The organism is Nocardioides sp. NPDC054178 (assembly GCF_055585005.1).
Genome location: NZ_JBVJKY010000002.1, coordinates 999269 through 1019886, shown reverse-complemented (window position 1 = coordinate 1019886; position 20618 = coordinate 999269). Strand labels below are relative to the sequence as shown.

The 20618-nt window shown below is 70.1% G+C and carries 20 protein-coding genes; 10 read left to right on the top strand and 10 right to left on the bottom strand.

All coding sequences use genetic code 11. From position 1 onward, the window contains the following. Positions 1–9 precede the first annotated feature (9 nt). Entirely contained in the window at positions 10–648 is a 639-nt protein-coding gene (gene folE, locus ACZ6WN_RS11560) for a GTP cyclohydrolase I FolE (RefSeq protein WP_465864777.1), read from the top strand. Here folE and ACZ6WN_RS11555 read toward each other — a convergent pair. Further along, the gene (locus ACZ6WN_RS11555) at positions 645–2198 is read right to left on the bottom strand and encodes a polysaccharide pyruvyl transferase family protein (RefSeq protein ID WP_465864776.1); all 1554 of its coding nucleotides are present in this window, start codon (positions 2196–2198) and stop codon (positions 645–647) included. The genes folE and ACZ6WN_RS11555 overlap by 4 nt on opposite strands. A 104-nt stretch (positions 2199–2302) precedes the next feature. Here ACZ6WN_RS11555 and folP point away from each other — a divergent pair, with 104 nt between their 5' ends. The 8 genes from folP to ACZ6WN_RS11515 all read left to right on the top strand — a co-directional run bounded on the left by folP (position 2303) and on the right by ACZ6WN_RS11515 (position 8747). Continuing rightward, complete coding sequence (folP, locus tag ACZ6WN_RS11550) at positions 2303–3109, top strand: dihydropteroate synthase (protein ID WP_465864775.1); 807 nt, start codon at positions 2303–2305, stop codon at positions 3107–3109. Then, positions 3106–3486, top strand: coding sequence for a dihydroneopterin aldolase (gene folB / locus ACZ6WN_RS11545; RefSeq protein ID WP_465864774.1), 381 nt, complete (start codon positions 3106–3108; stop codon positions 3484–3486). Before folP ends, folB begins: the two co-directional genes overlap by 4 nt. Beyond that, on the top strand, positions 3483–4049 hold the full coding sequence (gene folK / locus ACZ6WN_RS11540; protein WP_465864773.1) for a 2-amino-4-hydroxy-6-hydroxymethyldihydropteridine diphosphokinase: 567 nt from the start codon (positions 3483–3485) through the stop codon (positions 4047–4049). Before folB ends, folK begins: the two co-directional genes overlap by 4 nt. An 82-nt stretch (positions 4050–4131) precedes the next feature. Then, positions 4132–4569, top strand: coding sequence for a DUF3180 domain-containing protein (locus ACZ6WN_RS11535; RefSeq protein WP_465864772.1), 438 nt, complete (start codon positions 4132–4134; stop codon positions 4567–4569). A 15-nt stretch (positions 4570–4584) separates the two neighbouring features. Further along, on the top strand, positions 4585–5178 hold the full coding sequence (locus tag ACZ6WN_RS11530; protein WP_465864771.1) for a hypothetical protein: 594 nt from the start codon (positions 4585–4587) through the stop codon (positions 5176–5178). Positions 5179–5403: 225 nt separating this feature from the next. Beyond that, on the top strand, positions 5404–6084 hold the full coding sequence (locus tag ACZ6WN_RS11525; RefSeq protein ID WP_465864770.1) for a hypothetical protein: 681 nt from the start codon (positions 5404–5406) through the stop codon (positions 6082–6084). After that, a complete protein-coding gene (locus ACZ6WN_RS11520) occupies positions 6081–6443 on the top strand; it encodes a hypothetical protein (RefSeq protein WP_378817770.1) in 363 nt (120 codons plus the stop codon). The genes ACZ6WN_RS11525 and ACZ6WN_RS11520 overlap by 4 nt, the downstream gene beginning before the upstream one ends. A 9-nt stretch (positions 6444–6452) precedes the next feature. Then, positions 6453–8747: a glycosyltransferase gene (locus ACZ6WN_RS11515; RefSeq protein ID WP_465864769.1), complete on the top strand. Its 2295-nt coding sequence runs from the start codon at positions 6453–6455 to the stop codon at positions 8745–8747. 14 nt (positions 8748–8761) lie between these two features. Here ACZ6WN_RS11515 and ACZ6WN_RS11510 read toward each other — a convergent pair whose 3' ends face one another. Genes ACZ6WN_RS11510 through ACZ6WN_RS11490 form a run of 5 tightly spaced genes read right to left on the bottom strand, consistent with a single transcriptional unit; the run spans position 8762 to position 14083 of the window. After that, a complete protein-coding gene (locus ACZ6WN_RS11510) occupies positions 8762–10396 on the bottom strand; it encodes a hypothetical protein (RefSeq protein WP_465864768.1) in 1635 nt (544 codons plus the stop codon). Next, positions 10393–11232: a hypothetical protein gene (locus ACZ6WN_RS11505; protein WP_465864767.1), complete on the bottom strand. Its 840-nt coding sequence runs from the start codon at positions 11230–11232 to the stop codon at positions 10393–10395. Before ACZ6WN_RS11505 ends, ACZ6WN_RS11510 begins: the two co-directional genes overlap by 4 nt. A 39-nt stretch (positions 11233–11271) precedes the next feature. Next, on the bottom strand, positions 11272–12072 hold the full coding sequence (locus ACZ6WN_RS11500) for a class I SAM-dependent methyltransferase (protein ID WP_465864766.1): 801 nt from the start codon (positions 12070–12072) through the stop codon (positions 11272–11274). Then, positions 12069–13088 carry an NAD-dependent epimerase/dehydratase family protein gene (locus ACZ6WN_RS11495; RefSeq protein WP_465864765.1) on the bottom strand — a complete coding sequence of 340 codons (1020 nt, stop codon included), beginning with the start codon at positions 13086–13088 and terminating at the stop codon, positions 12069–12071. The genes ACZ6WN_RS11500 and ACZ6WN_RS11495 overlap by 4 nt, the downstream gene beginning before the upstream one ends. Next, positions 13085–14083 carry a glycosyltransferase gene (locus tag ACZ6WN_RS11490; RefSeq protein WP_465864764.1) on the bottom strand — a complete coding sequence of 333 codons (999 nt, stop codon included), beginning with the start codon at positions 14081–14083 and terminating at the stop codon, positions 13085–13087. Before ACZ6WN_RS11490 ends, ACZ6WN_RS11495 begins: the two co-directional genes overlap by 4 nt. Positions 14084–14216: 133 nt before the next feature. Between ACZ6WN_RS11490 and ACZ6WN_RS11485 the strand changes: the two genes are divergently transcribed. Beyond that, positions 14217–16469, top strand: coding sequence for a hypothetical protein (locus ACZ6WN_RS11485; RefSeq protein WP_465864763.1), 2253 nt, complete (start codon positions 14217–14219; stop codon positions 16467–16469). A 12-nt stretch (positions 16470–16481) separates the two neighbouring features. On the opposite strand, the gene ACZ6WN_RS11480 is transcribed toward ACZ6WN_RS11485, so the two are convergent. The 4 genes from ACZ6WN_RS11480 to pseB form a co-directional block, all read right to left on the bottom strand. Then, complete coding sequence (locus ACZ6WN_RS11480; protein WP_465864762.1) at positions 16482–17630, bottom strand: hypothetical protein; 1149 nt, start codon at positions 17628–17630, stop codon at positions 16482–16484. A 77-nt stretch (positions 17631–17707) separates the two neighbouring features. Beyond that, entirely contained in the window at positions 17708–18430 is a 723-nt protein-coding gene (locus ACZ6WN_RS11475; RefSeq protein ID WP_465864761.1) for a cytidylyltransferase domain-containing protein, read from the bottom strand. After that, a complete protein-coding gene (gene pseC, locus ACZ6WN_RS11470) occupies positions 18427–19548 on the bottom strand; it encodes a UDP-4-amino-4,6-dideoxy-N-acetyl-beta-L-altrosamine transaminase (RefSeq protein WP_465864760.1) in 1122 nt (373 codons plus the stop codon). Before pseC ends, ACZ6WN_RS11475 begins: the two co-directional genes overlap by 4 nt. A gap of 2 nt (positions 19549–19550) precedes the next feature. Further along, complete coding sequence (gene pseB, locus ACZ6WN_RS11465; RefSeq protein WP_465864759.1) at positions 19551–20585, bottom strand: UDP-N-acetylglucosamine 4,6-dehydratase (inverting); 1035 nt, start codon at positions 20583–20585, stop codon at positions 19551–19553. Positions 20586–20618: the final 33 nt, after the last annotated feature.

Genomic DNA, 20618 nt, shown 5'->3' with positions numbered 1-20618 from the left:
ACGGCACACATGTCCGAGAACTTCGATGACGTCGCGCCCGTCCACATCCCCGAGCGGGATGTGGCGGACGTGCCGGTGTTCGATCAGAAGCGGGCCGAGGCGGCCGTGCGCGAGCTGCTCTACGCGATCGGGGAGGACCCCGACCGCGAAGGGCTGCTCGAGACTCCGGCGCGGGTCGCCCGCGCCTACCAGGAGGTGACCCGCGGGCTGCACCAGACGCCCGAGGAGGTGCTCACCACGACGTTCGACCTCGGCCACGACGAGATGGTCCTGGTCCGTGACATCGAGCTCTGGTCGATGTGCGAGCACCACCTGGTGCCGTTCACCGGTGTCGCCCATGTCGGTTACATCCCGGCCGAGTCCGGCAAGATCACCGGGCTGTCCAAGCTGGCCCGGCTGGTCGACGTCTACGCCAAGCGGCCCCAGGTCCAGGAGCGCCTCACCACTCAGGTGGCCGACGCCCTGACCGAGATCCTCGAGGCGCGTGGCGTCATCGTGGTGATCGAGGCCGAGCACCTGTGCATGACGATGCGTGGCGTCAAGAAGGCCGGCGCCCGCACGATCACCAGCGCCGTACGCGGCACGATGCGCTCCAACGCCACCACCCGGGCCGAGGCGATGGCCCTGATCCGGGGCGGGACCCGCTAGCCGGAGCGATGCATCCGGCGGCGAAGCCGCCGGACGAGGCCGCGCAGACCCGCTCGTTCCTGGTGGCGAGCGAGGTCGGCGCGGAGCTCACGGATCAGGGCTCGCTGGCGGCGCAGGCGGCCGGCCTGCCGTTCGAGCCGGGTCTGCTGCTTGCGCGTGGTCGACTCGAGAGCTGCGATCCGCTTGGCCTGGCCCTTCACCGCGCCGGTGAGCTTCTTCTCGAGCTCCCGCTCACGCCGCTTGGCCGCGGTGTCGGTGTGCTCGGAGGCGATCTTCAGGGCATGGATCCGGTCCTCGATGCGCCGCAGGGCGTCATCACCCGACCCGCGGAGCGTGGCGACAGGCGCCGCCGGCTCCAGCGCGGCGAGCTCGGCGTCGTACGCCGCGCCCGACTGGCCGGGCTGTGCAACGTTCGCCAGGCCGGCGTCGTCCAGGAACGCGGTCAGCCGTTTCCAGCCCTCGGCCAGGCGGTTGTGGAAGCTGGTGTAGTCGGCCGCCTGGAACAGCTCGTCGACCGTCGTCCCGGCCTTGGACGAGTCCGGCCTCGAGTCCGGCCTCGAGTCCGGCATCGAGTCGAGCATCGTGTAGGGCAGCCCGTGGTAGTCGCACAGCTCCAGCACGCGCGAGTCGTGGGCGATGACCATGGCAGGCGTCCCGGCGAGCACCGCCGCGACGTTGCCGTGGATCCGCGTGCCGAACGCGAACCGCTGGGTGGCCAGGAACCGCATCCAGGAGCCGGCGTCGAGGAACATCCGGGTGCGGTCCTCGCGGTAGAGCCGGTGGTCGCGGTCGAACCCCATCTCCGGCTGACGGTGCCGGCCCCACTGGAGCATCGCGAAGTCGTGGTGGGTCTGACCGACGTACGTCATGCGCGGGTGCCGGTCGGCGAAGGCGTCGACGTACGTCTCGAACCAGGGTGCGGTCAGCGGGCTCATCGAGACGGCGATCGGGTCCTCGTCGGCGATCGGGGTGGAGCGCTCGTCGCGGACCGTGAGCTCGGGGCCGTTGAGGTAGATCGACGGACAGCCGATGATCTCGACGTGCTCGTCGCCGTAGCCGAGCCGCCGCAGGTACTCGGCGGTGATCTCGCCGCGTACGCCGACCTTCGGGGACCGCTCGAGCACGCTGTCCATGAACCGGCGGTGCAGAGCAGCCAGCTCGTCGCCAGGAGCGGTGTCGAGCTCGTCGAGGGAGAGCTGCGCGCCGATGCCGACGATGGTGGTCGGGATCGTGAGCTGCTCGATGAAGGCGGTCAAGCGTGTCAGCGGGCGGGTGAACTCCGGCCGGAGGGCGTTGGCCAGCGGCACCACGAAGTGGTCGTACTCGTCGTTGGTCGCCGCGACCTCGTCGGCGGTGAACGCGCGTCGCTCATGGATGAAGCGGTTCGCGACGATCTCGGTCCCGGGCACGCTGAGGAGCCGGTGCGTCGAGTCGGCGAAGAGGAGGTTGCCGACGTTCGTGCCGTAGAAGCCGATGCCCCACGCACGTGGGTCGTCCGCCTCGATCACGTCGAAGGGGTCCCTCGCTGAGCGGAGCAGGATCTTGGCCACGATGTCTCCCGGATAAGTGCGTCGGCAAGCAGCCCGGTTCGAGCGGGCCACCTGGTCAAGTCTGCGCCTCCGAAGCCTCCGGATAGGGTCGTGACGTGCAGGTCATGGGGATTGTCAACGTCACGCCCGACTCGTTCAGCGACGGCGGACGGTTCTTGGCGACCGATGACGCGGTGGCTCACGGGCATGCGCTCCTGGAGCAGGGGGCCGACCTGCTCGACATCGGCGGCGAGTCGACCCGTCCGGGCGCGACCAGGCCGCTGGTGGCCGAGGAGCTGGCCCGGGTGGTGCCGGTCATCGAGACGCTGGCCGAGGAGGGGGCGACCCTCTCGGTCGACACGATGCGCCCCGAGGTCGCGGAGGCGGCGGTGAAGGCCGGAGCCAAGATCATCAACGACGTCTCGGGCGGCCTGGCCGACCCCGGGATCCTGAAGGTCGCGGCCGACCACGGTGCGACGTACGTCGTGATGCACTGGCGCGCGCACGGCGCCGAGATGCAGCACGAGGACCATCTCGTCTACGCCGACGGCGTGGTCGCCACCGTCAAGGCGGAGCTCGAGCAGCGGATCGAGGCGGCACGGGCCGCCGGGATCCAGGACGACAACATCGTGGTCGACCCGGGGCTCGGCTTCTCCAAGACGGCCGATGACAACTGGCGGCTGCTGGCGGACGTGGAGGAGTTCCACAAGCTGGGCTTCCCGGTGCTCATCGGGGCCAGCCGCAAGACCTTCCTCGGCCGGCTGCTGGCCGCACCCGACGGCACGCTGCGTCCGGTGACCGAGCGCGAGAGCGCCCACGACGCCATCACTGTGTTTCTCGCGCAACGCGGCGTCTGGGCCACGCGTGTCCATGACGTACGTGCTGCCAAGGACGCCCTCGCGGCGGCAGCGAAACTGAGGAGCGTTCGATGAACATTGCGGAACCTGCCGACGAAATCCAGATCCTCGGCCTGGAGTGCTACGGACACCACGGGGTGTTCGACTTCGAGCGCCGCGAGGGGCAGAAGTTCATCATCGACCTGGTGATCGGCACCGACTCCCGCAAGGCCGCGGAAACGGACGACTTGCAAGACACCGTCGATTACGGAAGTCTCGCGATGGCGGTCAAAACCAATGTTGAGCGCGACCCGGTGGACCTCATCGAAACGCTTGCCCAGCGGATCGCGGACATTTGCCTTGCAGACATCCGCGCACTTTGGGTACGTGTTACGGTTCACAAACCGGGGGCGCCTATCGAAGCGACGTTCAAAGACGTCACCCTGACGATCACCCGGAGGCAGAGCACGTGACAGAGGTACCCAACCCGTACATCATCGACGCCGACACGCTCACCGGGGAGATGCGGCCGATCCGACGGGCGGTGCTGTCGTTGGGCTCCAATCTCGGGGACCGGTTGGCAAATCTGCAGGACGCGTTGAACACTCTCGCCGAGACCCCGGATGTCTGGGTGACCACGATCTCGCCGGTCTACGAGACCGAGCCGGTCGACTCGCCCGAGGGCGCTGAGCTCTACCTCAACGCGATCGTCCTTGCCGACACCACCCTCACCCCGACGCGCCTGCTCGAGCGGGCGCTCACCATCGAGGACGCCTACGGGCGCTCGCGCAGCGGCATCTTCAACGAGCCGCGCACGCTCGACATCGACGTCATCTCGGTCGGCGACAAGATCCTCCAGGAGGAGTCGCTGACGCTGCCGCACCCGCGTGCGCACCAGCGGGCGTTCGTGCTCAAGCCGTGGCTCGACCTGGAGCCGAGCGCCGATCTTCCCGGCGTCGGCCCGATCGCCGAGCTGCTGGAGCAGTCCGACCAGTCCGGCATCACCCGCCGCGACGACCTCGCCCTCGAGCTCTGAGCCGGATCTGAGCACGGCACCCGAGGACCCCGACCAGGGTCCGGAGAAGGATCCCGCCGACGACGAGCGCCGGCTCCGCCCGATGTCGGGCGGAGCCATCACGGCTTGGGCCGTCATCGGGATCGTCGGTGGATGGCTGGCTCACCCCGTGCTGGAGGCCTGGCGCGGGGTGGCTCCGGTCATCACCTGGGCGCAGCCGGTGGTGCTGCTCCTGATCGCGGCGGCCCTCGGCGTGACCGCCTGGATCACCCACCGTCAGCTGCAGGTACGCGGCGAGCGGATCGAGGCTCATCAGGCGGTCAACCGGCTGGTGCTCGCCCGCGCTTGCACCCTGGTCGGCGCACTCCTCGCCGGAGGCTATCTGGGCTACGCGGTGAGCTGGCTGGGCTACGACGCCAACACCGCCGCCGGCGAGCGACTGGTCCGCTCGGCCCTCGCGGCCGTGTCCGGAGGCGCGATCCTCATCGCCGCGCGACTCCTCGAACACGCGTGCCGGGTCCGCAAACAGGATGAAAACTAGCCGTACCGTGGAAGCATGCCTTCCCCATCCGCAACTTCAGTCACACGCAGGCGTCAGCGCAGCACACGCCTGACGGTTGCTGTAGGCCTGCTGGCGCTGGCCGCCGTCACGATCACCGCCGCGGTGGCCTCCGGGTCCTGGCTGGTTGTCGTGATCGCAGCCGTTCTCGGGCTCGCCTGTGGCGCTGCCGCAACCAAGATCACCCACTCCGAGCTTCTCCAGACCCGCCGCGACTGGGCGCGCGACCGCGCCGCGCAGGCGCAGGCCTTCCGTGTCGAGTCGGAGAAGCGGGCCGAGGAGAACGCCGAGTTCCGCGAGCACATGGATGCCAAGCTCGCCGGCCGCGTCCAGGCCGTCGAGGAGCTCGAAGCAGCTCTGGCCGCCGCCCACCAGCGCGCCGCCGAGGCCGTCCGTCGCCGTGGCGAGGAGGCCCGCCGGGCCGCCCAGGCCGAGCTGCGTGGCGAGCAGCTCGAGGCAAGGCTCCAGGCCGTCGAGGCCGACGCCGCGGAGGCGGCGATCCGGGTCGCCGAGCTGGAGTCCGAGCTGGATGCCGTACGTGCCGAGCTGGAGGCCGAGCGCACCAGCTGGACCGGGGCTCAGTCCGCCTGACCAGCGCACGATGCACAGATGTATGGATGGTGACGTGGCGTCAACAGCGTCATGGCACTTTGCGTCGTCACGCGTGAAAACGCGCTGCCACGCTCAAATCGATACTCGGGTGGGTAACTGTCGGAGGTCTGGCTCGTTATGATTTTTCCGAACGGGTAACGCGCCTGCCGCGTCCCTGGGATCTGTGACGACGCTGCGACAAGGGTCGTTGGAAAGGGGAAGCCGGTGACGTTGATCGCCGAACGGGCAGTCACGATCACTGAAGGCTTCGCCTACCTACGCGACCTGATGACCACGTACGCCCGAAGGGCGCCGGTCAGGTCGGTCGCGGTGCTCGGGAACGCTCCGCTGGGGCCCAGCGACGAGCGAGCGCAGGCCATCGACGACTCGGATCTGGTGATCCGGGTCAACAGCTTCGTGCTGGATATCCCGGGTGAGCCGCGCTCCCAGGGATCACGGGCCGACGTGGTGATCTGGAACCGGATCACCCGCCCGACGCGGTTCACCTTCGACCGCTATCGCGAGCGTCTCTACCTCCTCGCCGAACCGATGCGCTTCCATGGCCGCCTCGAGGTGTGGCCGATGTCCTGGCCGCCCGACCTGGGCTTCGTTCCCATCCCGAACGGGGAGCTGCTCACCGGCACCGGCAACGACCTCGACATCCCCTGGCGGACCGAGAAGCTGGCGCCGACCACGGGCTTCACCGCCGCATGGCTGGCGGTCAACCTGTTCCCGGAGTCCGACATCCTGCTGTCCGGGTTCTCGTTCGTCGACAACCCCGGGCAGACGGAGTGGACCTACCAGGCCGGCGGCTCCTCGCCCGTGGCGCCGGAGCATCGGATCGAGGCGGAGGCACGCGTCATGACCGACTGGCTCGAGGAGGAGCGCGTAACCCTATGGCGATGAACCGACTGCGCGGCAAGGTCAACAGATTGGCCGGCTCTGCAGCCGACCTGGACGAGGCTCGGGCCACCATCGAGGAGCTGCGTGCCATCACGGACCGGCAGCGCGTCCGTATCGGCGACCTCGAGCGTGAGCTCGCTCGGGTCAGCCCGCAGGTAGCGGCCCTCGAGGCACGTCTGGAGACCCTGCGTGACACCGTCGAGCGCGGTAACCTCGCGGCCGGAGCGCCCTCGGACGGCCACGTCGACGCCTCCTCGATCTGGGCCGAGATCCAGCGTCAGCAGGAGCAGGTACGCGCTCGTATCACCGCGGCCACGCGTTTCGAGGAGCGGTTGCGAAGGCTCGAGGACGGAGCGACTTAAGGTGAGAATGTGCCGCATCCCGCTCTGAGCATCGTCATCCCGTTTCACAACGTGGAGCCGTTCCTGCAGACGTGCCTGGAGTCGCTCCGCGCCCAGACCTTCTCGGACTTCGAGGTGGTCATGGTCGACGACGCGTCCACCGACGGGTCCGCGACGGTGGCCGATCGGTTCGCATCGAGCGACGCGCGCTTCCGGGTGGTCTCCTCGGAGAAGGTCGGTGTCGGGGTGGCCCGCAACATCGGTGTCGAGGAGAGCAGAGGTGACCTGCTTGCGTTCGTCGACGCCGATGACTACGTCCCGGAGTACGCCTACCAGCTCATGACGGACACGCTGGCGCGCTCGGGCTCAGACTTCGTGGCGGGCAACGCCCGCCGGTTCGACTCGGTGTCGGTCTGGCAGTCGTGGTCCCACCGCCGCCCGTTCGTCACCACCCGCATCGCGACGCACTGCAGCCGGACCCACATCCTGGGCATCGACCGCTACATCTGGAACAAGGTCTACCGGCGCGACTTCTGGGACTCGGCGGGCCTCAGCTACCCCGACATGCTCTACGAGGACTACCCGGTCGCCCTCGCCGCGCACATCCGCGCCCGGCAGGTCGACGTCCTCGCCGAGCCGATCTACTACTGGCGGCACCGCGACGGCGGCGAGGCGTCGATCACGCAGAGCCACTGGAATCTCGACAACCTCCGTGACCGCGTACGTTCGGCCGAGATGCTGTTCGACATGGTCGAGGAGCAGGCTCCCTACCTGTCCGACCTGGTCAAGTCGCATCTCGCGGCGACCGACGTCCAGGTGCTCGCCCGGTCGATCGAGGACCACCCGGCCGACGAGTCCGGCCGCATCTTCGACCTCGCGGAGCGTTACCTGGCGCGGGTCGACGACGCGATCCTCAACCGTCAGGGACCGTTCGAGCGACTCGTGTTCGATCTGCTGAAGCGTCGCCAGCGCGACGCGCTCACGACGTTGACGCGGTATCGGGCCGAGTACGGCACCCAGGCGCCGCTGGCCCGCCGATCGGACGGCTGGTACGCGAAGCTCCCGTCCTTCGAGGACGGCGTGGTCGGCGTCCCGGACTCGGTGTTCCGCCTGGCCCCCGCCTACATGAAGGCCAAGGCGGTGGCGACCGAGGCCTGGTGGAGCGGCTCCCGGGTCGCGGTCCGGGTCAACATCGGCATCAACACCCTCGCGCTCGCGCCCCGAACCCGCTTCCAGGTGTGGCTGGAGAGTCCCACCGGCGGCCGGGTGCCGGTGGAGCACGTTGCGCTGCCGCGAGCGATCCCGTTCGGTCAGGTGGACAGGTCCACGCTCGAGCTGAGCATCGACCCTGCGCGACTGGCCGGTGACCGCCAGTGGCGCCTCATGATCGGCATCCGCAACCGCGACGTCCGCGACGTGATCCAGGTGACGACGTCCGGAGACGGGCGCGAACGCTGGCAGGGCTGGCGGCGCATCGGCAACCGCTGGTGTCGCCCGGGACGCCTCCCCGGCGGCTTCGGGGTCACCGTTCGTGATCTCCCGGACGCCTGGGTGGATCACACCACGGACCTCGGCGACGAGATCGAGATCCGAGGCGCGTTCCGAGGCGCTCCTCCCGAGTCGGCGGAGCTGACGCTCACCGACCGCAGCGGCTCGGTGGTGACCCACCCGCTGACGATCGGCGAACGGGGCGAGCGCGGCATCACCCCGTGGCGGTTGACGGTGCCCGTCGAGGCCGTCCTCGAGAAGTCCGGCCTGGACATGCCCATGGAGGAGATCGTGCCCACCCGGGTGAAGCTGGTCCGGAAGGGACGTACGTCTGCGCTACCGGTGCACCCGGACTTCCTGGGGTCTCGGTCTCTGCTGAAGGGACGCGCGGTGAACGCCACCCGCGACCCGAACGGCTCCTTCGTCATCACCGCGACCCCCGACCGTCCCGTCGTCCACGATGCCTGGTGGCAGGGACAGGATCTGATCCTGCGCGGTCCGGACGGCCCCCGGCTGGAGTCCACCGGGGCGGTGCTGCGGACCTGGCCGACCCCGGAGAAGCCGCTCGACGTCCCCCTGGACGTGGTCGACCGTGACGGGGTCTTCCTGGTCACCGTGCCTGTGGGCACGTTGCGGAGCACCGCGATCGAGCACGGTGCCTGCGAGACGGCCCCGTGGTCGCTGCTGGACGGCCGTGACCACAAGCCGGTCGTGGTGGCCCGTGAGCTCAGCGAACGGGTGCCGCAACCCGCCGCGGCCGAGCCGGCGAAGCTCGAGTTCGGCTGGTCGGACGAGATCCACCTGCGGCTCGTGCCGGCCACGCCCACCGACGCGTGACCGGCTGAGCTCCGCTAACGGGTGACCGCGCGTCGGGCCGCGCGGAGAACCCTTCTGAGCAGGCGGGCCGCGCGGCGCACCCCGGGGACGCGTCCGAAGCCGGCACGCGCCCGCCCGGGGACGGCTGAGGCGCGCTTGGCGACCTTGGTGACGGGGGTGGCCTGCCGAGCGCTCAGCTGGTCCTCCAGCTCCTTGATGCGGTCGTTCAGCGCCGCGACGTCGCGGCGGGCCGCGGTGCGGACCTCATGGGTCATCGTCTGACGCTGGCGCATCTGCTGCTTGAACCAGGTCACCTGGCCGCGCAGCGCCTCGTTCTCGGCCATCAGCCTCTGCTGCTCGCTCGGATCGGCGTCCTGCGGCGCCTGCCGACGTGCGACCACGGGGGTCATGCCGGTCGAGGAGAGCGCGGACTCCCGCCGTCGACGTACCTGACGTACGTCCGCCGCCGTCACCGCGACATCGATGGTCGCCGCGAGCAGGACGGTGAGCTCGTCCCGCCCGCGTCCGGCGGGCCAGGGGTGGCGCCACCCGGTCACGCTGAGGAACGCGGCGAGCTCGTCGAGCAGCCCCAGGAGGACCTCGTCGGCCGACTCGCCGAGCTTCACGGTCGACTCGTGGACGGGGACGACGCGGCCGGCGTCGAGGCCGATCTCGTCGACCTGCAGACCGCACCACTGCTCGGGCGCGTCGGCCACCGCGTCGCGCAGCCGGCGTACGTGGTGGCGAAGGCCTGCCGCGTCCCGGCGAGCCGAGTCGCGCATGGCTTCGATGAGCCAGGACCTCTCGGCAGCGGTCCAGGAGGTCTCGTCACCGGTCCGATCGACACCGACGACCGCGGGGATCGGGTGTAGGCCCCGGGTGACCAGCCAGCCGCCGGCAGCGACCTCGGCGTCCACGGTGTCCAGCGCCTGGCCCAGAGCGGGCTGGACCTCGCGCAACGTGGGCGTCTCCGCGGGCCGGCCGTGAGCGACCGCGAGCGCCACCGAGCAGGCCTCGGGAGCCGCGGCCAGGGTCGGCGAACCGACGTCGGGCCACAGCGTGTAGCCGCGACCGCCGAAGCGTGCGCTCGCGTCCGCGAGGCTTCGCGGGTTCGCACGGTCATGGACGGGGAAGGACCAGTCGGCGTTCTCGTCGGACGCCTCCGGCGTGACCGCCCTGAGCTGCGCGAGCGGGGATCCCGGGTTGGGGACGACCAGCCCCAGACGAGCATCGCCGGTCGCCAGGCCGGCAAGGTGCTCGGAGACCGCGTGCCAGTCCGCCGGGTCGGTGTCGATCGACGCGACCCGGCCGAACCCGTCCAGCGCGAGCACGGCGTCGGCCGGCCGAACGGAGGTGCAGGCACGCAGGTCACCGCAGACGACGTCGACGGACCGGCCGGCGTACCGCTCGGAGACGAGCTCCGCATCGGCGTGCGTACGGAGGACGACGGTCGTCGTCGCGGCGCGGTCGACGACCGCGTCGAGCAGGTCGAGGTCGTGCGGGCCGACGACGAGCAGGTGGGAGGCACCGCTCGCCGCCGCCACGGCGAACCGGGTCAGGACCGGTCCGCGAGGAAGCGCCCGGGCGCCGGCCAGGTCGGACCAGTCGTACATGTCGCCCGGGACGACGCTGTAGGCGGCGACCTTCGCAGCCGTGTCGATGTCGTTCATCCTGTGATCTCCCATCCGAAGAGCGCGCGCAGCTCAGCGGGCGACGCCATGGCATCCAGCCCGAGCTCGCGCACGGTCGTGGCGCGTACTTCCTCTGCGTCGGTCTCCACCCCGTGGAACTCGGGGAAGAGCCGCTTGGCCTGCTCGTTGCCGTCCCGCACGCTGGCGTCACGGACGTCGGCGAAGGTCATCGGGTCGCCGTAGACCGCCACCTCGGCGCCGACGGAGGCGCCGTAGAAGATCGCCGTGGTCAGCCGGTTCGAGGCGACCCGGCGGTGGCGGATCTGCTCGGCGTACTGCTTGTGCAGGAACCGGATGTCCGTGCCCTGGCGCAACGTGCCCCGCTTGCCGTGACAGATGACCCGGAAGCCGGCGTCCTCGTAGCGGCGACGGATCTCGGGCATGTCGTACTCGATCCAGTAGAGACAGACGGTCACCGGGCCCTCCTCGGTGTCCCGGATCTCCGCGATCAGCCGGTCGTGGTCGCCACTGACCTCACCGTGGTCCCAGGTGTGGAACGGGTAGAAGATCGTGCCCTCGCGCTCGGCGGCCGGCGGCACCGGCTCGACGTCCTTCTTGAGCTCGAGCAGGTAGTTCCACGGAGCGCCGATCACGGCATAGTCGCGCCAGCCGACCGCCTGGCCACGACGCAGGTTCGCGTGGGACCAGACGAACTTGGGGAAGCCGTAGGGCGGCTCGTGGCCGGGGCCGAAGCCGTGCAGAAGGTTCCAGCCGTGCTGGAGGACGCCCCAGATCGGGCGCGGCTGCTCGAACGGGAGGCCGCAGTACTCCGAGAGGATGTGGGCGTGTCCGTACCAGTGATTGCTCGTGTCCAAGTCTCAGTCTCCGAGAGCTAGCGAACCGATTCGGCCGGCTCAGGCCGCATGCCGAGGCGTGTCTGAGTGTATGCGTGATTCTCGGCCTTCTTTGACTGCGACCACCAGCACCGAGGACCCGAACGGCAGGTCGAGCCGGGGCAGCAGGCGCTCGTCGATGCGGGTGGCGCCGAGCAGGACCTTCTCGACCGCGGGCGAGACCTCGGGCAGTGGCGCGACGCCACCGTCGGGAAGCTGCTGGGCACCGGCCGGACCGCGCTCCTTGACCCGGGTGACCAGGCGTTGAGCGGCGAACACGGGAAACGTGCCCGCGAAGCCGTACGTCGCGCGCACGGGCGAGAGCCCGGCCGCCGTGACCGCTTCGACCGCCCGCCGCCGGGTGTAGCGCCGGTAGTGGTGGTTGAGGTCGTCGTGACGGGTCCAGGCCCAGGTGTACGCCGGCACGGACATGAGGAGGCGGCCGCCGGGGGCGAGGACGCGCTCGATCTCGGCGAGGGCGGCGGCCTCGGGATCGCAGTGCTCGATGACGTCGAAGGCCGCGACCACGTCGAAGGAGCCGTCGGCGAACGGGAGTCGGTTCGCGGAGCCGCACACGCCGCCGTCGGCCAGGCCACGCGGGTCGACGTCGAGCGAGACGTGCTGCTCGGCGGTGCCCCGGAGCCAGGTCACGCTCGGCCCGTCGGCGCTGCCGACGTCGAGGAGGCGGCGTGGTGTCCCGACGTACGGCTTCATGACGGTCTCGAGGATCCGGGTGCGCGCTCGGTACCACCAGTAGTCGCTCTGGGCGATCGAGGGAGAGCCGCCGGACCTGGTGCCCAGCAGCATGCCCGTTTCGGTCATCGGATGGAGATCTCGCTTACGTGGGTCGACTGATGTTTGTGGCCGGGGGCGGAGGTACCAGCAGCGTAGGCCAGCGCGATCTCATCGGCGGTGCGACGCACGCCGACGGAGAAAGGCGTTTGTGTTCGTCTGTCGAGCTCCGGCCAGACCACGCTGCGGACGCGCAGGTCGCGTGCCTGGCCGGGCGCCCCGGCTCCCGGGATGCGCAGCCGTGCCCGTCGTCTGAAGACCCGGTTGGTCTCGCCGATGACAGCCGAGAGGGTCACTCCGGTGCCGGCCGCCAAGATCTTGACGACGGCGTTCGATCCGGTACGGCCGGCGTGCTCGTGGAGGCCGTCGAGGGCGTCGACGACCATCTCGGCGCAGTCGCCGACATAGAGATAGTCCCGGATGGTGTCGAAGGAGACCCAGACCGGCAGCGGGGTGCCGCGCAGCTGGGCCAGACACAGCTGGGAGACGAGGCCCTGGGGCTTGGCGAGCTTCTGCCCGGGCCCGTAGAGATTGGTGATCCGGCCGAGGAGCGCCACCGACCCGGTCTCGGCGCAGAAGGCGGTCAGCGCCTCCTCCATCGCCAGCTTCGCCCGGCCGTACGCCACCAGCGGACGAGGCTCGGAGAGCTCGGTGAACGGGGGATCGGCCGAGCCGGCATAGACGCCACCGACCGAGGAGGCGAAGAAGAACGCGAGCCGGGTGGTGGGCCGTAGCGCTGCACGGAGGTCGGCGAGCACGTCGCGGAAGAGCGACACCTCGGTCTCGAGCTCGTCCGCCGGGGTGGCCACGACGCCCGCGCCGGCGCACCAGGCGATGTTGACCCGGCCGTCCGGCACGGAGCCGAGGAAGGAGGCGAGCTCGGACCTCAGGACGGCGCGGGCGGCGACCGGGTCGTCCCAGGGCACGCTCACCGTCCGCACGGGCGCTCCGGAGCGCTCCAGCGCGGTGCGTACGTGGCGGCCGAGCAGACCCCCGCCACCGACGACGAGCGCGGGCGGTCGGGACGGATCAGGGGCGCCGGTCACTCGGGGCGACCGGGCCGGGGGCCCTCGCGAAGCGGGCCGTTCGCGGGGTCGCTGACGATGACGTAGAGCGGCTTGCCCATGGCCATGTTGACCGAGACGCCGAGGTATTCGGCGATCACGCCGAGGGTGAGCATGATGGCGCCGGAGCAGACCAGGACGGCGGCCATCAGCGAGGTCCAGCCCTGGACCGGGACCCCGCCGGCGAGGCGCGCGACGACCAGCGCGACCGCCAGCACGATGCCGGACGCCGCGAGCAGGGCGCCGCAGATGCTGACCGCCCGCAGCAGCCGGGTGCCGCCGGTGAGCACCATCCGCCAGAAGTGGGACATCAGGGAACGGTAGTTGTAGCCGGACGGCCGCTCACCCTCCTCGCGCAGCTCCACCGGGCACGTCGCCACGTCCGAGATCACCCAGCTCAGCGCGACGTCGAGGTAGACCCCGTTGGCGGCGTAGGCGGACACGCTGCGGCCGTACTCGCCCAGGATCAGGCGGAAGCTGTTGAACTGCCGGGCGCTTCCCCCGGGCATGAGGCGGTCGATGACCACCTTCGAGCCGCGCGAGGTCAGGTTGCGCAGCGGACCGTGAGGCGCCGCGTTGGTGGGCCGGGCGTAGACGAGGGCGGCCCGCTCCCGGAGCGCGGTGTCGAGCATCGGCCCGATGTAGGCCGGGTCGTGCTGGCCGTCCTCGTCCATCGTGACGATCCAGTCCGATCCCGAGGAGGCCAGACCGGCGAGGGTCGCGGCGTGCTGGCCGAAGTTGCGGCTCAGCCAGATCGGGCGAACGAGGTCGTACTTCTCGGCGAGCTGTCGGATGGCGAGATCCGAGGCGTCCGGGCCGTGGTCGTGCACCACGAGGATCTCGGTGATGCGTCCCTGATGTCCGTCGGGCGTGACGAACGGCTCGGCGAGGTCGACGATCTCGCTCACCAGCTCCGGAAGCGTCTCGGCACCGCGGTAGACGGGGATGACGACGGAGACGGTGTGGGTGAGGGACATCGCTAGGAAAATAGCGCATCCGGAGGGGCTTCGGTGTACTCCGTGTAGTCGTTTTGTTGGCATGATCGCCCGCGTGACTGCAGACCCGGCAACCGTGAGCGTCGCATCCCCCACGAAGCCCCTCTCGGACCGCATGCTTTCGGGACGATCCTGGTCGGGCCTTCTCCCGGGGGTGCTGGTCGTGGGGATGACGCTCGCGCTCGCGATCCGCGTCGCCGGGGTCGACCTCGTCGACGCACTGCTCTTCACCGGCTACGTCCTGGCGTTCCTCACCTTCCCGGGCACCGTGGTGTGGCGAGCGGTCGCCGGACCTGGGCCGGGTCTCGGCAACGACCTGGTGCTCGGCACGATCCTCGGGCTCGTCCTCGAGGCTCCGGTCTACGTGCTGCTGCGGCTGGTCGACCTCACCCAGCTGATCTACGGCTATCCGGTCGCGGTGCTCGTCGGCGTGATGATCGTCCTGCGGCGCCGGGGCCGGGTCGGTCCTGTCGTGATCGGGCGGGCGCGCCTGTGGTCGTGGGCCGGAGCGGCGGTGGCGGGCGTACAGGTGCTTCTGGTTGCGAAGTACGTGTGGTCGCCGCGACCGATCGACGCGCTGCGCGCGCCCTATGTCGACGAGCCCTTCCACCTCGCGATCGCCGGCGATCTGCTGCACCACTTCCCGGCCCAGATGCCCTGGGTCGACGGCACCCCGCTCTTCTACCACTGGCTGGTCTATGTCCACGTCGCGTCCGCGGCGACGGTCACCCACATCGAGCTCATCGTGCTCCTGCGCAGCCTCTCGATCGCGCTGCTCGTCCTGCTCACGGTCGGCGGAGCGTACGCAGCGGCCACCCGCCTCACCGGAAAGACGTGGCCCGGTTTCGTCGCTGTCCTCGTCCTCGCCACGGGCGTGACCCCGGACTTCTTCGGCTGGACGAGCCTGGTCAGCCCCGCACAGCTCGCCTTCGACTCCGTCACCCGGGCCTTCGACAGCCCGACGCACGCTCTGGTGATGCCGCTCCAGATGGTGCTGATGGTGCTGGTCGTCGAGACGGTCCGGGGCGAGCGGTGGCGCTGGCGGCCGTGGCTGCTGACGGTGCTCGTCATGGTCGCCGTGGCCGGCGCGAAGTCGTCGGCGCTGCCGACGGTCATCGCCGGTCTGCTCCTCGCGCTGGTCCTCGCAGCCCTGCTGCGTCGGATGCAGACGGTCCGCACCCTCGGCATCCTGTTCGGCTCGGCGGTCGCCGTCTTCCTGGTCGCTCAGCAGCTGTTCTACGGCGGTGGCACCCGGGCGACCGGCATCGATCTCAACGGGAGCACCGTTCAGCGCCTGGGCATCCTGATGCTGCCGGAGGGCGAGACCCTCCCCGGCTCCGCACCGGTGTCGATCTGGATCTCCTTCACCGTCGGGTTCGTCCTCGTCGCGGTGCCGGTGATCGTGGGCCTGGTGCGTGGCGGCTGGCGACGGCCCGACCGCATCTTCCTGGCAGGCACCTTCGCTGCCGGTGCCGGCGCGTTCATGGTCCTGAGCCATCCGGCGCTGAGCCAGGCGTACTTCCTCCTGGGCGCCGCCGGGTTCTTCGCCGTGGCGACGGCGGTGTCGCTGTCGGACACCCTCCCGGACGACCTGTCACGGCGCGACGGCCTCCGGATCGTCGGCTGCGCCGCTCTCGGCTGGCTCACGGTCGTGGCCGTGAGACTGGTGACAGGCGGTGACATGCCGGCCAGCGGCTCGGCCTTCACGCCGACGCTGCTGACCCAGCTCGTCATCGGGTTGCTGGTGCTCGCCGTGGCCGTCGCCGCCGTGCTGGTGTACGCCAGGCGCTCGTCGCTCGCGGCCGTCCCGGCCGTCGTGGCGCTGATGCTGGGGGTCATGCTCTCCGGGGCACCGCAGACCGTCGCTCTGGCCACGATCGGGCCGGCGGTCCCCCGGGAGCCCGACACCGACATCATCGGCCCGGGTGGGGTCGCCGCCGCACGGTTCGTCCGCGAGCGCTCGCAGCCGGACGACCTGATCGCGACCAACGCCCACTGCATCGGGCTCCCCGTGCCCGACTGCGACCGCCGGAACTTCTGGATCGCGGCGTACGCCGAGCGCCGGGTCCTGGTGGAGGGGTGGGCCTACATCGACCCGCTCGTGGTCGGGCTGCCGTCCACCGATCTCAACAACTCGGCCTACCTGCCGTTCTGGGACCCGGAGCTGCTCGCGGCCAACGACGCGGCCGTCACGGACCCGTCACCGGCGACGATCACGACGCTGCGCGAGGAGCACGGGGTCGACTGGATCGTCGTCGACCGTCGTTATCGGGCCGACCTCCCGGGGCTGCGCCGCGAGCTCGGCCAGCCGCGGTTCAAGCGCGGGCTCTACTCCGTGTTCGACCTGCATCGGGCCGGCGGCCGCTGACGATCGGGTCTGTCAGCGGCGCAGGACGCTGCGGAGAAGCCTGCGCCGCGGCGGTGGCGCCGCCGCCCTCCTGCGGGCGCGGGCCTCCTCGACCTCCTGCTCGATCTCCTCCGGCATCGTGTGCAGGCCCTGCATGACCAGCTTCACGACCTGCATCACCTCATCGCCCGGGATCTCGGCGTAGTCGCCGATGTTGTAGTCGGGGAAGGTGCTGTTCTCGATCATGTCGGTGAAGGAGAAGCCGCCGAGCTTGCCGATGAGGAGGTTGTCCTCGCGATAGTCGTCGAGAAGCTCCTGGCGGAACTCCGAGGTCATGTAGACCGCGCTGGAGTTGTTCCAGCCGAGCTGGGTCGCCTTGGTGACGAGCTCGCCGCGGAGGATCTGGATCCACTTGAGCCGAGTGGCCTTGTAGGAGTCGACGCCACGGAGCCGGCCCCGCATCGGTGCCGCGGCCACGATCGGAGCCAGGTGTCGCGCGGTCTCGACGGTCCGCCAGCCGGAGCCGACGTTGCTCGAGGCCGCCCCCTCGCCCTGGAGCGGGAGCTCGCACGTGCTGAGGAAGTCCGCGACGGCGTTGCCGTGGCGCAGCTCCTTGCGGATGAAGGGGCGAAGCCGCAGGTCGACGTCGGGGATGGCCGTGGTGATGGTGTCCGCGAACTGCCCGTAGCGCAGGAAGCTCATGTCGAGGGGTGACCACTCGCGGAAGTCCTCGAAGGGGAGATCGACCAGCTCGGCGTGCTCGGGTCGCATCACCATCAGTCGCTCGACGTAGAAGGCGTTGTAGAACGTGGCCTGGTCGCGGACGTAGTGGACCCAGCGGACCTTCGCGCCCGCCTGGCGGGCGTACTCGCCGATCGCGCTGATGTGCTCGGGCTTGAGCAGCGAGAACGCCTCGCAGGAGATCACGGTGGTCTCGGCGGTGCCCGAGGCGATCGACTCGACGAGCTGCTCCCACGTGCCGAGGGAGGGCGTGAAGAGCACCTCGCCGAGGAGCTGGGAGTAGAGGTTCTGGTGCTGGACGCTGTGCGTGCCCCGGCCGATCGTCGGGTAGGAGACCTCGGGAGGGAGGGTCCCCTCGCGGCTCGCACGGGCGAGGAAGGTCTGGATCGCCGTGCTCCCGGTCTTGAACGTGCCGGAATGGACGATCAGAGTCTTCTGCATGCACCTCTCCATAGGTCGCTGCTGGGATGGGGTGCGGCGCGACGTCCCCGCGTGGCACGAATCTTACCCGCCGGGGCTTATCGGCCGAGCTTCTTCTGCTCGATCTGAGCGTTGATCTCGACCAGCTCGGGATGGGCCTCCAGCAGGGCGACGAGGCCACCGGTGTCGAGACGATGGGCGTCGTGGTCCTCGATGAGGATCTGCAGGAGCCGCAGGTCCTCGGGGGTGTCGAGGGTGATCCGGTACGCCGAGGCGTCCCGCTCCCACGGCAGGTTGAGCCGGGGCCGGGCGTCGTCGGTGTAGAGCCACGGGGTGACGTGCTCGCGGTGCGGCGTCTCGGTCGCGAGCCGGTCGGCCTCCAGCAGCGCCTCCGCGGAGAAGACCTCGAAGTCGAGGCCTCGCGGGTAGGTGCGCGCCAGGGCGTTGCTGGCATAGAGGGCGGGATCACCGGCGGCGACCCAGGCGTCGATGCCGCGGCGTACGACCTCGCCGTCGATCAGGGGACAGTCGCTGGTCACCCGGACGACGACGTCGGGCTGGAACTCCCGCACCGCCAGCGCGAAGCGCGACAGCACGTCGTGCTCGCTGCCGCGGACCACCCCGGCGCCGAGCTTGTCGGCCAGGACCGCGACCGGATCGTCGTCGAGGTTCGTGGTCGTCGCGACGATCACCGGCAGCCCGGCCGCGGTGAGCCGGGCGAGGTGGTGCTCGAGCATGGTGACGCCCGCCGCCTCGAGAAGGACCTTGCCCGGGAGGCGGGTGCTGGTCATCCGCGCCTGGGTGATCACCGCGGTCTTCACAGGACCTCGATCAGCGTCTCGACGACCTGGTCGACCTGGTCGTCGGTCAGGTCGGGGTACAGCGGCAGGGAGAGCTCCTCGGCGTAGAACGCCTCCGCGTTCGGGCACATCCCGCGCCGGTAGCCCAGGTCGGCATAGACCGGGTGCCAGTAGACCGGGATGTAGTTGACCTGTACGCCGATGCCGGCCGCCCGCATCTTCTCGAAGACCTCGCGGCGACGGTCCTCGAGGATCCGCACCGGGTAGAGGTGCCACGCCGGGTCGACGCCCTCGCGTTGGACCGGCAGCCGCAGCCCGTCGACGTCGGCGAGCGCGGCGTGGTAGCGGGCGGTGATCTCGGCACGCCGCTGCTTGAACCCGGCCAGGCGTTTCAGCTGGGAGAGGCCGAAGGCGCACTGCAGGTCGGTGAGCCGGTAGTTGAGCCCGAGCTCGTGGACCTCCTGGTGCCACGGCCCCTCGTCCTTGATCCGGAACCGGTCGGCGTCGCGCACCAGCCCCACGAAGTGGAACTCGTGGGCCCGCTGCGCGATGGCGGGATCCTTGGCGACGACGGCGCCACCCTCGGCGGTGGTGAGGTTCTTGGTCGGGAAGAACGAGAGCGTGGTCAGGTCGGCCAGGTCCCCGACCGGGCGTCCACCGGACGAGCCACCGATCGAGTGGGCCGCGTCGGCCAGGGTCAGTGCGCCGACCCGGTCGGCGATCGGCTGCAGCGCGGCGTAGTCGGCCGGGTGGCCCGCGTAGTCGACGGCGGCGATCACCTTGGTGTGGTCGGTGACGAGGGCGTCGACGGCGGCCGGGTCGATCAGCGCCGTGTCCGGATCGACGTCGGCGAAGACGACCTTCGCACCGAGCAGCGAGGCCCCCGACGCGGTCGCGACGAACGTCATCGGCGTGGTGACCACCTCGTCGCCGGCGCCCACCCCGGCGGCGGCGTAGGCGATGTGGAGGGCTGCGGTGCCGGAGGTGCACGAGACCACCCGGTGCCCGCCGACCAGGTCGGAGAGCGCCTGCTCGAACGCGGCGACCGTCGGGCCGGTGGTGAGCCAGTCGCCGCGCAGGATCGCCGTGACTGCCTCGATGTCCTCCTCGGAGACCGACTGGCGGCCGTACGGAAGCATGCTCAGATCCCCGACTCCAGGACCTGACGGAGGTCGTCGGCGTCGTACCAGATGTCGTTCTTGTCCGAGGCGCAGTGGAAGCCGTCGGGGACCGGCACGGCGTCCATGATCGGCTTGTAGCCCCACTGCGGGTTCTCCGGCTCGATCACGTAGTACTTCCCGTCGCGGATGCTGACCGCGCGCCGGCCCTCCTCCGGGCTGATCATCTCCTCGTGGAGCTTCTCGCCGGGGCGCAGGCCGATGTCGACGAAGCTGGCGTCGGGGGCGACCGCCTTCGCCAGGTCGATGACCTTGTGGGAGGGGATGTGCGGGACGAGCAGCTCGCCGCCCTGCATGAGCTCGAAGGTGTCGAGCACCATCTGCACCGCCTGCGGCAGCGTGATCAGGAACCGGGTGCACCGCATGTCGGTGATCCCGAGCGCCTCGCCGCGCTCGGCCATCGCCTTCCACTTCGGGAGGATCGAGCCGCGCGAGCCGGTCACGTTGCCGTAGCGCACCACGGAGAACCGGGTCTCGTAGGAGGAGGCGTAGTTGTTGCCGAGGATGAAGATCTTGTCGGCCGTCAGCTTGGTCGCGCCGTAGAGGTTGATCGGCGAGGAGGCCTTGTCCGTCGAGAGGGCGACCACCTTCTTGACGCCGGCGTCGATGGAGGCCTCGACGACGTTCTGCGAGCCCAGGACGTTGGTCTTGATGAACTCGAAGGGGTTGTACTCCCCGGTGTCGACCTGCTTGAGCGCGGCGGCGTGGACGACGTAGTCGACGCCGTGGAGCGCCCGGTGGAGGCGGTCGCGATCGCGGATGTCGCCGATGAACCAGCGCAGCCGCGGGTCGTTGCCGAACAGCTGGCGGCACTCGTACTGCTTCAGCTCGTCACGCGAGAAGACGATCACGCGCCTCGGGTTGAGGTTGTCCAGGACGTGGCGGATGAACGCCTTCCCGAACGATCCGGTCCCGCCGGTGACCAGGATGCTGGCGCCATCGAGAGGATGGTTGATCGGGGCGTCGGACTCACGAACGTCCGAATTGGGCACGGTCACAGGGATGCTCTCTACTCTGGGCCTCACTGGTGC